This window comes from Methylosinus sp. Ce-a6, from assembly GCF_009811655.1.
Taxonomy (GTDB): Bacteria; Pseudomonadota; Alphaproteobacteria; order Rhizobiales; family Beijerinckiaceae; genus Methylosinus.
Genome location: NZ_BGJX01000053.1, coordinates 1 through 15,422, shown reverse-complemented (window position 1 = coordinate 15,422; position 15,422 = coordinate 1). Strand labels below are relative to the sequence as shown.

At 63.2% G+C, this 15,422-nt stretch carries 16 protein-coding genes and 6 pseudogenes; 12 read left to right on the top strand and 10 right to left on the bottom strand.

Annotated elements, in window-relative coordinates:
• The 4 genes and pseudogenes from Mspo_RS18575 to Mspo_RS18560 all read right to left on the bottom strand — a co-directional run.
• Positions 1 to 653, bottom strand: a pseudogene (locus Mspo_RS18575) (hypothetical protein); the annotation flags it as partial.
• 61 nt (positions 654 to 714) lie between these two features.
• A complete protein-coding gene (locus Mspo_RS18570; RefSeq protein ID WP_159732584.1) occupies positions 715 to 1,047 on the bottom strand; it encodes a DUF6572 domain-containing protein in 333 nt (110 codons plus the stop codon).
• Between the two features lie 162 nt (positions 1,048 to 1,209).
• Complete coding sequence (locus Mspo_RS18565) at positions 1,210 to 1,920, bottom strand: RHS repeat-associated core domain-containing protein (RefSeq protein ID WP_201281753.1); 711 nt, start codon at positions 1,918 to 1,920, stop codon at positions 1,210 to 1,212.
• Complete coding sequence (locus tag Mspo_RS18560; RefSeq protein WP_159732579.1) at positions 1,878 to 2,762, bottom strand: hypothetical protein; 885 nt, start codon at positions 2,760 to 2,762, stop codon at positions 1,878 to 1,880. Before Mspo_RS18560 ends, Mspo_RS18565 begins: the two co-directional genes overlap by 43 nt.
• Before the next feature lie 98 nt (positions 2,763 to 2,860).
• On the opposite strand from Mspo_RS18560, the gene Mspo_RS18555 reads away from it, so the two are divergent.
• Entirely contained in the window at positions 2,861 to 4,318 is a 1,458-nt protein-coding gene (locus tag Mspo_RS18555; protein ID WP_244613547.1) for an ISKra4 family transposase, read from the top strand.
• Positions 4,319 to 4,337: 19 nt separating this feature from the next.
• Here Mspo_RS18555 and Mspo_RS18550 read toward each other — a convergent pair.
• Positions 4,338 to 5,033 (bottom strand): annotated as a pseudogene (locus Mspo_RS18550) (integrase); the annotation flags it as partial.
• A 338-nt stretch (positions 5,034 to 5,371) separates the two neighbouring features.
• Between Mspo_RS18550 and Mspo_RS20355 the strand changes: the two are divergent.
• The 7 genes and pseudogenes from Mspo_RS20355 (at position 5,372) to Mspo_RS20225 (ending at position 10,384) form a co-directional block, all read left to right on the top strand.
• On the top strand, positions 5,372 to 5,602 hold the full coding sequence (locus tag Mspo_RS20355) for a DUF4160 domain-containing protein (protein ID WP_159732576.1): 231 nt from the start codon (positions 5,372 to 5,374) through the stop codon (positions 5,600 to 5,602).
• Positions 5,595 to 6,008 (top strand): DUF2442 domain-containing protein, encoded by a 414-nt coding sequence (locus Mspo_RS18540; protein WP_159732573.1) that lies wholly within the window; start codon positions 5,595 to 5,597, stop codon positions 6,006 to 6,008. The genes Mspo_RS20355 and Mspo_RS18540 overlap by 8 nt, the downstream gene beginning before the upstream one ends.
• A gap of 604 nt (positions 6,009 to 6,612) precedes the next feature.
• A pseudogene (locus tag Mspo_RS20350) lies at positions 6,613 to 7,152 on the top strand (DUF1403 family protein); the annotation flags it as partial.
• Positions 7,082 to 7,366, top strand: coding sequence for a DUF1403 family protein (locus Mspo_RS20345; protein ID WP_159732593.1), 285 nt, complete (start codon positions 7,082 to 7,084; stop codon positions 7,364 to 7,366). The pseudogene Mspo_RS20350 and the gene Mspo_RS20345, both read left to right, overlap by 71 nt.
• A 9-nt stretch (positions 7,367 to 7,375) precedes the next feature.
• Entirely contained in the window at positions 7,376 to 8,059 is a 684-nt protein-coding gene (locus Mspo_RS18525; RefSeq protein WP_159732570.1) for an SMC-Scp complex subunit ScpB, read from the top strand.
• Positions 8,056 to 9,525 (top strand): annotated as a pseudogene (locus Mspo_RS20340) (CRISPR-associated endonuclease Cas3''); the annotation flags it as partial. The gene Mspo_RS18525 and the pseudogene Mspo_RS20340, both read left to right, overlap by 4 nt.
• A 451-nt stretch (positions 9,526 to 9,976) precedes the next feature.
• Positions 9,977 to 10,384, top strand: a complete 408-nt coding sequence (locus Mspo_RS20225) for a type I CRISPR-associated protein Cas7 (RefSeq protein ID WP_368854816.1) — start codon at positions 9,977 to 9,979, stop codon at positions 10,382 to 10,384.
• On the opposite strand, the pseudogene Mspo_RS20335 reads toward Mspo_RS20225, so the two are convergent.
• Positions 10,358 to 10,546: pseudogene (locus tag Mspo_RS20335) on the bottom strand (CRISPR-associated endonuclease Cas1); the annotation flags it as partial. The gene Mspo_RS20225 and the pseudogene Mspo_RS20335 overlap by 27 nt on opposite strands.
• Here Mspo_RS20335 and Mspo_RS20025 point away from each other — a divergent pair.
• From Mspo_RS20025 to Mspo_RS19660, 4 genes are read left to right on the top strand one after another with little or no spacing between them, the layout of a single operon-like run.
• Complete coding sequence (locus Mspo_RS20025) at positions 10,535 to 10,750, top strand: hypothetical protein (protein WP_244613544.1); 216 nt, start codon at positions 10,535 to 10,537, stop codon at positions 10,748 to 10,750. The pseudogene Mspo_RS20335 and the gene Mspo_RS20025 sit on opposite strands and share 12 nt — an antisense overlap.
• 60 nt (positions 10,751 to 10,810) lie before the next feature.
• Positions 10,811 to 11,368 (top strand): DUF4158 domain-containing protein, encoded by a 558-nt coding sequence (locus tag Mspo_RS19665; RefSeq protein WP_201281752.1) that lies wholly within the window; start codon positions 10,811 to 10,813, stop codon positions 11,366 to 11,368.
• Positions 11,304 to 13,481 (top strand): Tn3 family transposase, encoded by a 2,178-nt coding sequence (locus tag Mspo_RS18510; RefSeq protein WP_201281754.1) that lies wholly within the window; start codon positions 11,304 to 11,306, stop codon positions 13,479 to 13,481. Before Mspo_RS19665 ends, Mspo_RS18510 begins: the two co-directional genes overlap by 65 nt.
• A 28-nt stretch (positions 13,482 to 13,509) precedes the next feature.
• Positions 13,510 to 13,788, top strand: a complete 279-nt coding sequence (locus Mspo_RS19660) for a Tn3 family transposase (protein ID WP_368854817.1) — start codon at positions 13,510 to 13,512, stop codon at positions 13,786 to 13,788.
• Here Mspo_RS19660 and Mspo_RS18505 read toward each other — a convergent pair.
• From Mspo_RS18505 to Mspo_RS18490, 4 genes and pseudogenes are all read right to left on the bottom strand, one after another.
• A complete protein-coding gene (locus Mspo_RS18505; RefSeq protein ID WP_159732564.1) occupies positions 13,785 to 13,970 on the bottom strand; it encodes an addiction module toxin, HicA family in 186 nt (61 codons plus the stop codon). The two genes, Mspo_RS19660 and Mspo_RS18505, sit on opposite strands and share 4 nt — an antisense overlap.
• A gap of 43 nt (positions 13,971 to 14,013) precedes the next feature.
• Positions 14,014 to 14,430, bottom strand: coding sequence for a DUF3775 domain-containing protein (locus tag Mspo_RS18500; protein ID WP_159732561.1), 417 nt, complete (start codon positions 14,428 to 14,430; stop codon positions 14,014 to 14,016).
• A 78-nt stretch (positions 14,431 to 14,508) separates the two neighbouring features.
• Positions 14,509 to 14,823 (bottom strand): hypothetical protein, encoded by a 315-nt coding sequence (locus tag Mspo_RS18495; protein WP_201281755.1) that lies wholly within the window; start codon positions 14,821 to 14,823, stop codon positions 14,509 to 14,511.
• A 51-nt stretch (positions 14,824 to 14,874) separates the two neighbouring features.
• A pseudogene (locus Mspo_RS18490) lies at positions 14,875 to 15,083 on the bottom strand (CapA family protein); the annotation flags it as partial.
• Positions 15,084 to 15,422 lie beyond the last annotated feature (339 nt).

Below are 15,422 nucleotides of genomic sequence, written 5' to 3'. Positions count from 1 at the left end.
GTGACGGTGGCGAATCCGTTGACGCTCTTCGACTTCCGCACCCCGCGCGCGTCATAGGCGTAAGCGGCGGAAAAGCCCGTGGCGGAGGCGCTCGTCAGCCGGCTCTCGGCGTCATAGCCATAGGCGACCGCGCCGTCGAAGGTCAGATTGCCGTTGCCGTCATAGCTCGGCGTCGCCGGGCCGACGATCGTATATTGGTTGACCGCATTGGCGGCATAGGCCGTTTGCGAGGCGGCGGTCGGATAGGCGATCCAGCCATTGTCGCTGACGCTCTGCGCGATGCGCCGGTTGGTGGCGTCATAGACATGGCCGAAGACGACGCTCGCCGCCGCCGGCGCCGCCTGTGCGACGCCCGGGCCGTAGACGAAGCCGGTGGGGCGGTCGGCCGCGTCATAGCTCCAGCTCGCGACATAGCTCGGCGTCGCCTGGGGCGTCGCGATGGCGGCGCTGTTGTCGTTCGCCGCGATCAGACGGCCGGCGAGATCATAGGCGTAGGTCGCGGTCGGCAGGCCGGGGCCGGATTTGGTGATCCGCCGGTTGAGCGTGTCGTAGGCATAGGCGAGCGTGTCGCCTCTGCGCGTCACGAAGCTCAGCAGATTATCGTCATTGTCATAGCCGGCTGTAGTGGACGCGCCGTCCGCATAGGCGATCACGCGCACCCGATCGAAGCCGTCCGGCTTATAGGCGGTGGCCCTTGGCGTCGGTGAAGCCGGCTCAATTGGGACGCACGAGGCTGAACTGTAAACGAAAGCCAGCGCCCTCTATCGCATCGCGCGCCTTCCCGAAAAAGGAGTCAGCCTTTTGACTCAGCGGAAATTTCCCTACGAGATTTATGACAATGCTGCGCCCTTCAGCACCGGGCACTTTTTTGAGTACCTCCCCACTTTCGATAAAACGCAAGTACGCATTGAGTTTGCTCTGCAGAAGGGCGAGATGGTTCCCTTCATTCTCATCCCAAGGCAGATGATCGCTGATCGTGAGCCATAGATCGCCCGTGGCCTTGTCGATAGTAGCGAAATCGATTGTATCCGGCTGATCGACCGACATGATCAGGGTCCTCGCAAAATTTGCACAGCGGTAGGGGGTATCTGCATTCCACCTGGGAAACCAGGCTTACCCGCTCCAACGATCGTGCCGCCGCTTTGGCCGATCTCAGGGAAGGCCAGCGTTTGATTTGGGGTTAAAGGTGCGGTCGGAGACGCCTTGCATTCAATACAACCAATCTGACCTGTCAACGGGTCTGCAGTGAGAAAATCCAAACGGGTCCTTACACCGCTCTGGGTCCATAGTAATTTGCTGGCCGACGTTCAGCCCGCGCTGTTCCAGGTTCGCTCCGACAGCTTGCTCAAACGCAGCGCCCGTAGCTCGATTGGCTGCAAGCTGCTCCGCGGCGGTCAATCCCCCTTCTGCGGCGCTAACGACCTTCGACGCCGCCTGGGAGAGAACCCCCAATTCCTGCAACGGAGGCGCAATGCCCGGCAACGCGCCGGCGACCTGTCGCAAGGCGTCGCCCGGATCGCTGACGGCGGTCGTCGCAAAATTGCGGACGCCCCCGCTGAGGGCCTGCCAACTGTTCTGAACATAGTCCTTCACCAGCCCGTCGGGATCGGTGAAGTTTAGTGGGTCATTCCCGACATAGGCGTAGAGATTGTAGCCGCCCGCGTAGCCGATCGGATCGTTCTGGACGAAACGGCCGAATACGGGGTGATAGAGCCAGGCGTGATTGTTGGTCAGCCCCGTCTCCGCGTCGGTCCGCCGGCCCGTGTAGCCGAACGGGAACGCGCCCGTGGTCTGCCCATATGGCGCATAGCTTTGCTTCGTCAGCGCGCCGGAGCCCGCGTCGAGGCTCGCGATCACCGAGCCCTGAATGTCCGCGATCAGCGTCCGCCGCGCCCCTGCGGGATCGAGAAGCGCAACCACGCCGGCCGCGCCGCCCGCCTGCGCCATCCATGGCGAACCGCCCCGCTCGACCCGTCATAGTCCAGCAGCGGCCGGCCGCTCTCGTCGCTCACCGTGACGGTGGCGAATCCGTTGACGCTCTTCGACTTCCGCACCCCGCGCGCGTCATAGGCGTAAGCGGCGGAAAAGCCCGTGGCGGAGGCGCTCGTCAGCCGGCTCTCGGCGTCATAGCCATAGGCGACCGCGCCGTCGAAGGTCAGATTGCCGTTGCCGTCATAGCTCGGCGTCGCCGGGCCGACGGTCGTATATTGGTTGACCGCATTGGCGACATAGGCCGTCTGCGAGGCGGCGGTCGGATAGGCGATCCAGCCATTGTCGCCGACGCTCTGCGCGATGCGCCGATTGGTGGCGTCATAGACATGGCCGAAGACGACGCTCGCCGCCGCCGGCGCCGCCTGTGCGACGCTCGGGCCGTAGACGAAGCCGGTGAGGCGGTCGGCGGCGTCATAGCTCCAGCTCGCGATAGAGCTCGGCGTCGCCTGGGGCGCCGCGATGGCGGCGCTGTTGTCGTTCGCCGCGATCAGACGGCCGGCGAGATCATAGGCGTAGGTCACGGTCGGCAGGCCGGGGCCGGATTTGGTGATCCGCCGGTCGAGCGTGTCGTAGGTATAGGCGAGCGCGTCGCCCTTGCGCGTCACGAAGCTCAGCAGCTTGTCGTCATCGTCGTAGCCGGACGCGAGCAGAGCGGCGACGTCGGCGTCGCGCAATGGCGGGCCGCCGGCTTGCACGTTACGCTCGAACAGGCGCTCGTGCTGCGCCGGCTTGGCGCCCTCCGACAGCGCCGACAAGGAAACGCTGCGCAAGGCAATCACAGAAATCCTGAGACCGTTAAATTAACTGGGTTGCGCTGACCGTTAACGATTTCCGATGCAGGAAAGGCCGGCTCCAAGGGAGGACGGCGATGCGTTGGAAGATCACGATCGAGGGCATGGATGAATTCGGCGGGCGCGACGCCGCCGAGATGGTGATCGAAAAAGACATCGGCCGATTGTCGAACGGGGAGATCGGGCTTACGATCGAGGATGGCAAAACGATCATGGGGTATCTGCAGCAGCTTGTTGTTAAACAGCAATGTGAGGCCTACGTGCTGACGAGCCGGTATTGTACCGATTGTAGGACGTTCCGGCGTATCAAGGACTACGGTAAACGCAAGATCCGAACGGTCTATGGCCGCGTGGAAGTCAGCAATCCGCGCATTATGAATTGTCGACGCTGCCTTCCCTACTTTTGTGACGCTTCGGCCGTTTTGCGCGATATTTGCCCTGACCAAGCGACGCCGGAACTGATGGAATTGTCGGCTCGCATGGGTAGCCTCATGCCCTATCGAAAGGCGGCGGACGTGCTGGCGGAATTCCTTCCGATCCCGTCCACTGAATCGTTCATGACCCTGCGTCACCGCACGATGAAATTGGGGGAACGGCTCGATGAGAAGGCGCGCGATCGTGCGTGGTTCGAACCGCCGTCGTCGTCCGAGCACAAGCAGGCCGAACTCGATCTGCCGAACGATCCGGAGCGAGAGTTCGTGGTGAGCATCGATACGGCGCATGTACGCTGCAGCAGGTCAGAAAACGCCCGGATCTTCGAGATTGCTGTCGCGCGCTGCGGCCGCGGCCGGCGAGGCTCGCCACCCGGCCACTATTTCGCGACGGCGGACACGTCAAAGCGTGAATTGCGCTCTCGGACACTTCAGGCGCTCCAACATGAGGGCTACGTCGGCCGCGGCGAAGTGACGGTAATTTCCGACGGGGCTGAGATCATGAAACGCCTACCAAAGGCGTTACCGAAGCCGACGGCGCACATCCTCGATTGGTTCCACATCGCCATGAAGATCCAGCCGCTACAGCAAATGGCTGACCATATCGTTCGAACGAGCGCAACTCGAAGTGGCCAAGCGATCTCGATCGGCGACGACATTCGCTCGGTGAAGTGGAAGCTGTGGCATGGACAAACTGATCGAGCCATCGATCGTCTTGAAATGATCATGGCTGTTTCGGCTATCCAAAGCAGTCATGCGGAGGCGTCAGCCAAGCGCCTCCTCGATCTTGCACAGCCTTTGCTCACCTACATTCGCTCAAATCGAGACGCGATCATCGATTACGGCGCACGCTACCGATCGGGCCGACGGATTGCTTCCTCGCTCGCTGAGTCCGCTGTCGATTCCCTTGTTTCCCGGAGAATGGTGAAGAAGCAGCAGATGCAATGGACACTCAGAGGCGCTCATCGCTTATTGCAAGTTCGCGCGGCCGTTCTCAACGGCGACTTGCGCGAGCGATTGGCTTGGCAACCTCCGAAGCCGACGCATCGCCATCACTTGACATGGATGTTCGAGCCGACGCCGCCATTGCTAAACGTGGCATGAAACCCAGTTAATTTATCGGTCCCATCTCGACTTCACGCCAGCCGGTCTTGCCTTTGATGGTCAGCAGCAGGCCGCTCTCGTTCGTTGCGCCCGACGTCTCGGTTCGATCGAAAATCTCGATCCAGCCGGTTCCGTCCTCGGTCTGGTCCGGGCCGCAGTCGAGGCCGACGATCTCCGAGCGGCGCAGGCCGCCGGCGAAGCCGATGGCGAGAATGGCCTTGTCGCGCAGGCCGCGCAGATCGTTGTCGAGCACGGCGAGCATCGCGCGCAGATTGTCGGCGAAGATCGCTTCCTTCTGCACGGGCGGGCGCCCATGGGCGCGGCGGATGCCGGCCAGCACGGTCGAGATGTGACGATCGCTGGTGTCCAGCGGCTCGCCGAGCTGGCGATACCGCCAGCAAATTCCGGAAAGGCGGCGTTCCAGCGTGGCGACCGAGACGGCGCTCGCTCCTCCTTTCTTTCCGTTCGCGCATGCGACGAGATAGAGGCCGACGATCTGCGGATCCGGGGGCTCGGCGGGGAGTCCCTGGCGCCGAAGCCAGGACGAGAACTGTCGCCAGTCGGACTCATAGGCGCGGCGCGTGTTCTCGGCGCGGGCGTTGCGCGCGTAATCCTTGGCCGTCTCGCCGAGCGCCGCGAGGTGAGGGTCGATGCTTCGCTCGTCGACCGCAGGCGACGCGTCGCTCGCTGCGGGAAGAGCTTCTGGGTCGGTCATGCGCCTGTCCCTGGGCCGCGGATCGTCGTTGCGTATCGAAGGCGCTTCCGTGCGGATGATTCGCGCCGTCGGCGCAACCATGAGGCCGGCGCTCGGGCCTGTCCACGGACCCCGCGCGCGACGCCTCGCGACGGCCGGAACAGTTTCGCGTCGGCGGCCGACCAGTCGAAGCGGCAATTCGTCGGCCGATCCGCCAGGGCCTCGAGCACGAAAAGCGGAGGGCCCGAATTTCGCCCGCGCGACGAAAAGCCCAACTTATCGGGGTCTCTGCCGTCGTCCAGGCTCTCGGCCCGGCTCGGCCTCAGTGACAAACCGAAAAGATTGGGTTATTTTTCCGTATGCCGACGATCCTGCGCCTCGGCGGTCTCAGGATCGTCATCTATCCCAACGACCACCCGCCCGCTCATGTTCACGTCATAGGACCTGGGTGGGAGGTCGTCATTGACGTCGTTCGTCTGGAGCTGCGGGAGGCGATCGGATGCAGCGAACATGACGCCCGGCAGACTTTGCGGCTGGTCGCCGAACATAGAGACGATCTGCTGGAGGCATGGAGACGGATTCATGGCTGAGTTGACCAAGCAGCAATTCGACGCGGCGACGGCGCGCGGCGAGGCGCGACTGAAGGGGCCCCGCGCCGAAAGCGCGCATTACGACGCCGGGCGCAACCGCGTGGTGATCCGCCTCACGACGGGAATCGAGATCGGTTTTGCGCCCCGGCAAGTCGAAGGCCTCGAGCATGCGAAGGCCGAAGATCTCGACGAGATCGAAATCACCCCGGCCGGGCTCGGCGTTCATTTCCCGAAACTCGATGCGGATCTGTATATTCCCGCGTTGCTCGACGGCGTTCTGGGGTCGGCGAGCTGGATGGCGGGCCTGATGGGCCGTAAGGGTGGCAAGTCCCGATCGCCGAGCAAGGCCTCGGCCGCACGCGAAAACGGGAAGCGGGGAGGGCGCCCGCGCAAGTCGGCCGCCTGACACGAAGAGCGCGCTACCGGCGGCTTTCGGAAACGGAAGACGCCCGATCTGTGCCGAACCTCGAGACGCGGTCTGGGCCGCGTGTTCCGGCCGAATTCAATGTCAATGACTTATGCCAAATCGAATCGGAAATGGCGAGACCACGTGGAGCCGCTGTGTGAACGACCCGACGCAGCCATGAAAGGCCGGTATTTCAATGAATTGCGCGTGAAGGCGAATCGGATTTCATGAGACTCGGTCTCAGCAAAGCGACTCTTTATTCTCCGCCAGTGAGCTTTTTCGCATTCGACGGGCGGATCGACTTCCCCCCACCCGGCGACGCAGCCGCCGGGAAATTCATCTCTTTGATGTTGCGCGTCTCGGTGGCGGCCGTCCCCGAATGGGCCGCGAGGGCGGCCGAGCGGCGAAGCACGAAAATCCGACGCCTGAATTCGATCTTCGGGGGCTGTCTAGCCATGAAATGCGAATGATACGCCCGGAAAACCGCGGCCTCGGCCTCATGTCCGATAAGCGCAGATTATCGGACATGGAATAGGCCCGACAAGCGCGGCGGTTTTGCCGCGAAAGCGCGTGACAAAGCGCCGCCATCGGTTACGATTCCGCCATGCGCCGATACGACTCCGACCCGCTCATCCCGGCCGATGCGACCGCTGTCGCCACGGAAAAACCCGCGCGTCGATCGGCGCGCCGGGCCACACCAGCGGCGTCGACCGAGTCGTCTAACACTTTGGCCGACATCGTCTTTCCAGGATGGGCGCGACTCGCGCCGGGCGGGCGCCTGCTCGCGCTGTGGCGCGACTGCGCCCGACGTCCCGCGCTCGACGGCGCGACGCTCGCCGCCGCCGCCGCGCGACTGGAGCTGCCCGCCAATTGGGGCGCAGTCGCCGCGTCGCTTTTCGTCAACGTCGCGCATCCGCTCGCCGCCGCGGCGCAGACCGCTGAAAGTATCGCGACAGCGGCGCCCGGCGGCCGCGGCGGCGGCGATCTCCTCGCCCTTTGGGCGGCCGATATCGTGCTCGCCGAGCGGCTGAACTGGGACGCGCCGCTGCCGCTGGCGATGATCGGCGTCGTCGATCCGGCGCTGCGGCGGGGTTCGCAGGGGCGGCGGCCGCGGCCCAGCGATCCCGATTGGGCGGAGGCGTTCCGCCGGCGCCGTCGCGCTCGCGGCGTCCAAGGCGCTCGCCCTCGCCGCCGAGCTGGCCCGCCGCGCCGAGACGCTGCAGAGCGTCGCGCCGCGACTGCGCGCCCGCGGCGCGAAGCGTGTCATTGCCTTGCTGCTCGACGAGGACGCCGTCTCCGCGGCGCGCGCCGCGCGCGAGCTCACGGGCCGGAGCAGTTTCCGGCTCTACGGCCTCTAGAGTGGCGCGATGGGACGACCGAAAAAACCCGAAGCGAGCGCGCCCTTCGATCCCGAACTCGCCGAGCTGCCCGAGCCGCTGCGCTGGCGCGAATGGATGGGCCGCGTCGAGGCGGCGATCTTCGCCGCGCGCGAGCCCGTGCCGCGCGAGACGCTGGCCGTGCTTGTCGGGGCGCGCTGCAATCTCGACGCGCTGATCGAGGATATTTCCGCCGAGCTGCGCACGCGGCCCTACGCGCTCGTGTTCGTCGCCGGCGGCTGGCAGATGCGCACACGGCCTCACTACGCCGCGGCGATCCGCGCGGCGAACCATGGCGAAGCGCGCGCCGCCGGCGCGCCGGACTTGACGCCGGCCGAAATGGCGGCGCTCGCCGCTGTCGCCTATTTGCAACCGGCGACGCGCGCGGAGATTTCGCGGCTCGCCGGCAAGGAGGTCAGCCGCGACGTGATTGCTCGGCTGAAGCGGCTCGGCCTCGTCGACGGCGCGCTGCGCGCGCCGGAACCCGGCGCGCCTTTCGCCTATGTGACGACGCGGAAGTTTCTCGAAGCCTTCGGCCTCGTCAGCCTGCGCGAGCTGCCCGATCTCGAACGGCCGGAGGAGGAAGGACTGTTGCAGCCGGCGGCAAGCGAGGCCGCGCTCGACCTCGCGCTCGGATATGGCGATAATCCGGAGGATCGCGCCGATGACCAATGATGAGAGGTCGAGCGAAGGATACTTGCGAATCGCCGTTGTGGTGCTGGACCGCTGCGAGGCGAAAACTTTCTGACGTCGCTGGTGGCCTCTATCGGGGTATCGGGTTTTTCGGGCAAAATTTGAAAATCGTGGTCATTAGCGTTAGCCCTTTGGTTTCGATGATAACGAGCTCACTGGCGCCTTTAGCTTGGTCAAACGCCAAAGCTTCCGAAAAATGGCGTCACCAAAGTTCGGGAATGCTCCGATATCGAACGAAAGAGCCGGTCAGGATGGCGATCTATGCCCATTCGAGCGACAGCAAGGACGAGTCGACCTGGGAGCCGCTTCGAGATCATTTGAAACAGGTCGAGAAGTTGGCGGGAGCCAAGGCGGGCAAGTTCGGCGCGGCGGACTATGGCCTGAGGGCCGGCTGGCTGCACGACTTCGGCAAGATCGATCCGAGGTTCCAGGCGCGATTGAGAGGGTCCAAGGCGCCTTTCGATCATGCCGGGCCAGGCGCGGCTTTGGCGCGGGAGCGTTATGGCGTCGCTATCGGCGGCATTCTCGCTCCCATCATTGCCGGGCACCACACCGGCTTGATGGATGGAACGCGGGACGGCGAGGCGGCCGTCGACATCACGCCGCTCGACGAGCGGCTACAAAACTGCATGGGAGATCTGGAACGGCAGAAAGGCCTCTGGTCCGCCGCAGGGCTGACATGCCCGCCGCCGCCGAGCGCGCCGCCGGTCAGACTGCGTAAGGAAGCCTGCGGCGACGACGAGAAGGCGAGCGCCGCGTTTTGCCTCGCGTTCTTTACCCGCATGACGTTCTCGGCGCTGGTGGACGCGGATTTCATCGCCACTGAGGAGTTCGTTACCAAAGCCCCGCGAGCCGTCGTCGATATTACGCTCGCGGATCTGAAGGGAAGGCTCGACGACTTTCTGGCGGCAAAAAGCGAATGGGCGCGTCGTGAGCGGCCGGGGCCATTGAACGACGCCCGCGCCGCGATCCTCGCCTCGGCCCGCGCCAGCGCGCAGACCGGCCAGGGTATTTTCACTCTCGCCGTGCCGACCGGAGGCGGCAAGACGCTGGTCTCGCTCGCCTTTGCGCTCGATCATGCGGTTGCGGAAAATCTCGACCGGGTCATCGTGGTGATTCCGTTCACCTCGGTGGTGGAGCAGACGGCCGATGTCTACCGCGAGGCGCTCGGCGAGCTCGAGGGTGCCGTGCTGGAGCATCACGGCGCCTTCGACGACACCAAAATCCGCCGCGAGGGCGACGCGCCGGAAATGCGCGACAAGCTGAAATTGGCGCAAGAGAATTGGGATGCGCCGATCGTGGTGACGACAGCGGCGCAATTCTTCGAGAGCCTGTTCCACAACAAGAATTCGCGATGCCGCAAGCTGCACAATATCGCGCGAGCGGTGGTCATTCTGGACGAAGCGCAGACCCTGCCGCTGCCCGTGCTCCGTCCCATCGTGCTGGCGCTCGACGAGCTGGCGCGCAATTACCGAACCACCATCGTGCTGTCGACCGCGACCCAGCCGGCCTTGCTGGAGCGGCCCGATGAGCGGGAGAGGTCCTTCGTCGGCGGCCTCCGTGACGTTCGGCCGATCATCGCCGACGAGAGGCCGCTGTTTCAGATTCTGAAACGTGTGGAGATCGAATCGATCGGCAGCCAAGACGACGTGGCGCTGGCCGAGCTGATCTCGCGACAGGATCAGGCGCTATTTGGCGAACGGTCGGCCGGCGCGGGTGATCTCGACGTCGCTGATCGAGGCGGGCGTCGATATTTCCTTCCCCCTCGTGCTGCGCGCCGAGGCCGGGCTCGACCAGATCGCGCAAGCGGCCGGACGTTGCAATCGCGAGGGCCGGCGAGCGGCGTCGGAGAGCCGCGTTCTGGTGTTCGAAACGGAAGAGGGGAACGGCCATCCCGAAATGCAAAAGCGCTGGTCGGCGACCAAGGAGGTCTGGCGCAGGCTGGAACGCGGAGAGCTCGAAGGCTCGCTGCTCGATCCGCCGGCGATCGAGGCCTATTTCAAGGCGCTCTTCTGGCGAAAGGGAGACGCCGCGCTCGACGAGATGTTCGACCACGACCGCTCGGCGGCGCGGGGCGAGATGACCGCTCGCCGGCTCGTCGTCTTCGAGCATGAGAGCGATCTCGGCAACGCCTCGGCCGCCAAGTTGCTCGAGCGCGTGAAGATTTCCCGCGCGCCCGGCTCGGACGGTCCGCCGCGGAGCTTTTCCGATTATGCGGTCGAAGTGCAGCTTTGCGCGCAAGGCGTTGCGCTGCAGGAAATGTTTGGGGTCGAGGTTCCGGAAGGCGCGGAACTGATCGCGGCGTAACAGCACATTGCCCGAGACCGGCCCTTCGACGCGAGCGAGAAAGCGGCCATTGTCGGAGAAATGCGTGATAGCGATTCCCACCTCCACCGCTGCCGCCATCAGGCCAGAAGAGATGGTCACGCGACCGAACGACGCGATGGAGCCGAGCTTATGCAGCGGCACGCGCAGCCGCTCCGCGCCGTCCACTTCGACGACGGCGTTCGCCTCTCGCGCGGAGGCGTGGATTGGAACGTCGTCATCATCATCATCATCATCATCATCGTCTATCAGGGTCATCGCAGAATCTTCCCAAAATCCTACGCTAAGGCGCTGACGCAGGTTTACTGGTATCTTGCCGATGGAGTTGCGCAGATATTAAGGCATTGAGATATAAGGAAAAGCCGGACTGCTGCGCGAACGGCCGATTGCGCACCAGGGAAGCCGGTGATGAAGAAGCATGAAATCCTTTCGCCGCAAGCCCGTGCGGAGCTGTTCGATCCTCCCAACGATCCCGCAACAATTGTCCGGCACTATACGCTTTCGCCCGACTGTCTGGCGCTGATCCGTCGACGGCGGCGTGACGCCAATCGGCTCGGTTTTGCGGTACATCTCGCCTACCAGCGCTTTCCTGGTCGCGTGCTCGGCATCGATGAAATTCCGCCCGCCGCTATCCTGTCATTTATTGCCGGTCAACTCAGCATCGCGCTTGGCGCCTTTAACGAGTATGCCCGTCGAGAGGAAACGCGCTGGGAGCATCTCGGCGAAATACAGTCGTATTTGCGCGTTCGCCCCTTCAACCGCGACGATTATCGATATGTCGCGAAAATTGCGACAGAAGAGGCGATGGGCACGGATCGCGGCGACGCGATCGTTGCAGCCATGATCGAGGCTTTGAGAACCCGGGGCATTTTGTTGCCGGCGCCGACAATTTTGGAAACGCATCGGTCTGGCGGCTCTCGCGCGCGCTCGAAAGCAAACCCACAAGAATCTCATCGAGGGAATTGAGCAGCGGACGATCTCCGAATTGGAGGCATTGATCGCTGTCAGCGACGGCAGAGATCGCACGCCACTCGCCTGGTTGCGCGATTGGCCTGAAGCGCCGGCCCAAAAGAACCTCGTTGGAATCGTCGAGCGCCTGCAATTTGTACGAAGCCTGGGCGTCGGGCCAGATCGAGAGCAACGGATTCATCGCGCGCGTTATAGGGCCATCGCCAAGGAAACGGCTATTCTCAGCGCCCAGCACCTTTCGCGGTTCGATACACCCCGCCGACTGGCGACTCTGGTCGTGTTCGCCCGGGAGATGGAAGCGATCCTCACGGACGCGGCGGTCGTCATGTTCGACAAGATGCTCGGCGGCGTGTTCCGCCGCGCGGATCGCGTCTACAGAGAAAATCTCGTACATCGAGCGAAAGCTCTCGATGCGTCGGCTCGCGCGCTTCTCCACATGGCGAAAGCCATGTTGGCGGCGAAAGCATCTGGAGAGGACCAAGTCGTGACCGTCGAACGTTCGCTCGGCTGGGAGCGATTGAAAGCGCTTGTCGCGGAGATCGAAGTTGTCGTTACCAACACGCGCGACGACAATCTGATCGAGATAGTCGAAAGATACCCAGCGGTGCGCCGGATGATTCCGGTCCTGCTCAACACATTCGTATTCCGCTCATGGAAGCCAAACGACTCGCTGCTCGACGCGCTCGATTCTTTGCGCGGACTGTATGCGGCGCCGCCGACGCGACTCCCTCAACGCCCGCCGACGGCGTTTCTGAAATCGACATGGCGCAAGCTCGTTGGAAAGGGCTCGACCTTCGACCGTCGGGCTTACGAGGTCGCTGTGATGATGCCACTACGCGACAGTTTGCGGTCCGGAGATATTTGGGTCGAAGGGAGCCGCGCATTCCGCGCCTTCGGCGATTTCCTTTTGCCGCCGGAGGCCTTTGTCGCTCGGCGACAGGAAGGCGAATTGGGACTTGCGGTCACGGATCGCTTCGACGACTGGCGTACCGAGCGAACGGCCTTGCTCGAATCGCGGCTCAATGAAATCGATACGCTCGCGTCCGCAGGTAAGCTTGTCGAAGCTGCGATCACAGCAGAGGGGTTGTCGATCAGCCCCATTCGCAAAGACGAGAACGATGAAATAAACGATGTCGCGCGCAAGCTCTACGGGATGTTGCCTCGGCTGCGCATCACTGAGCTTCTCGCCGAAGTCAACAGTTGGACGGGATTCGCCGAGCGCTTCGGCCATCTTCGCACCGGCGCGCCGGCCGACGAAAGCATAGGGCTGATGACGGCGTTGCTCGCCGACGCCACCAATCTCGGCCTCGCCAGAATGGCGGCCAGCTCCAAGATATTCAGCCATACGAAATTGCTCTGGATCGCGGAATGGCATGTTCGCGACGAAACATATCAGGCGGCGCTAGCGTGCCTGACAGAAGCGATACACGCGCAGCCGTTCACAAGGGTCTGGGGCGACGGCGGCACGTCATCGTCGGATGGACAATTTTTCAAGGCGGGCGGGCATGGCGAAGCCCGCGCCGATTACAACGCCAAATATGGCTCGGAGCCGGGCGTCAAGTTTTATACTCATATCTCCGATCGCTATGCGCCGTTCCACACCAAGGTCATCGCGGCGAACGCCAGCGAGGCCGCACATATTCTGGACGGTTTGCTTCACCACGAATGCTCACAGGAGATCCGCGAGCACTATACCGACACGGCGGGCGCCGTCGATCACGTATTTGGTCTGTGCCATCTCACGGGGTTTAGATTCGCGCCACGCATTCGTGATCTTGCCGATCGTCGCCTGTATGTCGCGGACGCGCGCGCGAACTATGCGTCTCTCGATCCGATGATCGGCGGTGCGATCGACTTCCGCTTGATCGGTGAAAACTGGAACGAAACGCTGCGTTTTGCGGCGTCGATCAAAGCAGGAACTGTCGCGCCGTCGATCCTGATGCGTAGGCTCGCCGCTTACCCCAAACAGAATGCGCTGGCGAAGACCCTTCGGGAAATAGGTCGCCTCGAACGCACCCTCTTCACCCTCGACTGGATCAGCGATCCATCTCTGAGGCGGCGGACAAACGCAGGCCTCAACAAGGGGGGAGGCGCGCAACGCCCTCGCTAGGGCTGTATTTTTCCATCGCCTTGGCGAAATCCGCGACCGGACCTTCGAAAATCAACGCTATCGAGCATCTGGTCTCAATCTCGTCGTCTCGGCCGTCATCCTTTGGAACACGGTCTACCTCAGCCACGCCGTTGCAGAACTGCGCTCCGGCGGAGAACGGGTCCGCGACGACTTGCTCGCTCATATCGCGCCGCTCGGCTGGGAGCACATCACCTTCAACGGGGACTATGTTTGGCCTACCGAGCCGCTACTGAATGCTTTCCGACCCCTCCGAAACCCACGGTCCGAGCTACTCGACGCGGCTTAGCGTAGGATTTTGGGAAGATTCTGCGATGACCCCTTGTTGGTGCCGATGTCCGGCAGCGTCGCCCGGCGATCGCCCAGACGCACGGTGACATAGGCATGGCCATGGGCTTTGACCGTGTCCTTCCCGGCGTCGAAAGTGCAGCCGCGTTCGGCCAGCCATCGACGAAACGTTGCGCTTTCCATGTCGGCCTCCCGACGCAGATCTTCAAATCTCGATCTTGGCTCGTCACGCCGTCCCGGTCTCGTACGGGCCCTTGATCAGATGATCGTGCAGGTCCGGATCGTCCAAGAGCGTAGCAGTGATCGTCGACTCATCCAGCAGAGCCGCGTCGGAAAAGCCTCTGGTCCAGTCTTCGGCGGCGAGATGTCCCTGGCCGATCCGCATCAGCGCGTATAATTCGGCGCGGGCAGTCGGCGTCAGCTCATCGATCGTCGCTCGCAGAGACTTTATCTGCTCGGAATCGGAGTCCAACGGGTCGAAGCCGAGCGACGCGGTCGGGTTATGTTCGCCACGGCTGCTGGGCTCGATTTCATTCAAATCTTCTTCCGCGGCATTGCCGAGGAACTTGTCTCGCTGAAGACGCGCAGTTTTCGCCAAGAGCGCGATGAGCTGCGCCTGATCGCTTCTCAACTCCGCCAACATGAGCGTCCTCGCTTCTTGCCATGGCGCGATCTGGGTGGGCCGTTCATCCCGGCACAAATAGAAAGGCCTGCGACGAAGTCAAAGCGAAGTCGCGGAGCATGTGCTCGGGGCGACGCCTCGAACATGTTCGTCGTTCCAGGCGAGCGCGAGTCTTCCGCTTGCTCCGAACTCGATCGTTGCGCCTCCTAATTTTCGGCACTCCCTGTCGAGCGTGCGTCGTAGCCATTCCGTGTCGAGGCTCGACGGCCGTGTCGGTCGAAAGCGGCTAATTCGCAAAGGCGTCATCTCGAGCGCGATCGGATCGCCACTCGTCGGCTCGACTTCTACAAAATACATCAGCGACAGATCGCCGCGGAATTCCTCGTAGCCAGCAATTCCTTCGTAATCGTTCAAGAAATCACCGCAGCCATAGAGGACCAGGCGATTGTGATAGACCTCTATTCCTTTTGGATGGTGAGAGGAATGACAGTGCAGGATGATATCTGCGCCTCGTCGATCAGCCGGTGAGCGAAGCGCCTGTCGTCCTCCGAGACATCGTAACCCCAGTTCGGCCCCCAATGCAGGGAGAGAACGACGACGTCGTTCTCGCGCCGGTCGCGTGAGAGTTCGTCGACGAGCAGAGAGACGCTCCTTTCTGTCGAGCTCGGCAGCAAAGCGATCCCCGCCGCGTCGGGCTTTGCAGCTCAGCCGCGCGGCGCGCCGCTCGTGATGGAAGCGCGGGAATAGAAGAGGACGCGTCCTTTGCCAGGAATATCGAAGACCGCCGGCGTCCAAGCCTCGGCGCGGCTGCGGCCAGCGCCGGCCGACTTTATGTTCAGGCGCTCGAGCGTGTCGAGCAACCCGTCGGGCCCCCCAATCGAGGACATGATTATTGGCGAGGGCGCAGCAATCCACGCCTGCCGAGAGCAGGCAGCGCAGGGGAATCGGGTGAAGGATTTCAGGCGGCGACGAGACTTGCGAGGAAGTCGTCGTCCCAGGCGGCGGTCATGCGC

Excerpts from the sequence above, each read along its gene's own strand:
- Mspo_RS18570 (WP_159732584.1), bottom strand. The coding sequence starts at position 1,047 with ATGTCGGTCGATCAGCCGGATACAATCGATTTCGCTACTATCGACAAG.
- Mspo_RS18555 (WP_244613547.1), top strand. The coding sequence starts at position 2,861 with ATGCGTTGGAAGATCACGATCGAGGGCATGGATGAATTCGGCGGGCGC.
- Mspo_RS20355 (WP_159732576.1), top strand. The coding sequence starts at position 5,372 with ATGCCGACGATCCTGCGCCTCGGCGGTCTCAGGATCGTCATCTATCCC.
- Mspo_RS18540 (WP_159732573.1), top strand. The coding sequence starts at position 5,595 with ATGGCTGAGTTGACCAAGCAGCAATTCGACGCGGCGACGGCGCGCGGC.
- Mspo_RS18525 (WP_159732570.1), top strand. The coding sequence starts at position 7,376 with ATGGGACGACCGAAAAAACCCGAAGCGAGCGCGCCCTTCGATCCCGAA.
- Mspo_RS20225 (WP_368854816.1), top strand. The coding sequence starts at position 9,977 with ATGCAAAAGCGCTGGTCGGCGACCAAGGAGGTCTGGCGCAGGCTGGAA.
- Mspo_RS20025 (WP_244613544.1), top strand. The coding sequence starts at position 10,535 with ATGCAGCGGCACGCGCAGCCGCTCCGCGCCGTCCACTTCGACGACGGC.
- Mspo_RS19665 (WP_201281752.1), top strand. The coding sequence starts at position 10,811 with ATGAAGAAGCATGAAATCCTTTCGCCGCAAGCCCGTGCGGAGCTGTTC.
- Mspo_RS18505 (WP_159732564.1), bottom strand. The coding sequence starts at position 13,970 with ATGGAAAGCGCAACGTTTCGTCGATGGCTGGCCGAACGCGGCTGCACT.
- Mspo_RS18500 (WP_159732561.1), bottom strand. The coding sequence starts at position 14,430 with ATGTTGGCGGAGTTGAGAAGCGATCAGGCGCAGCTCATCGCGCTCTTG.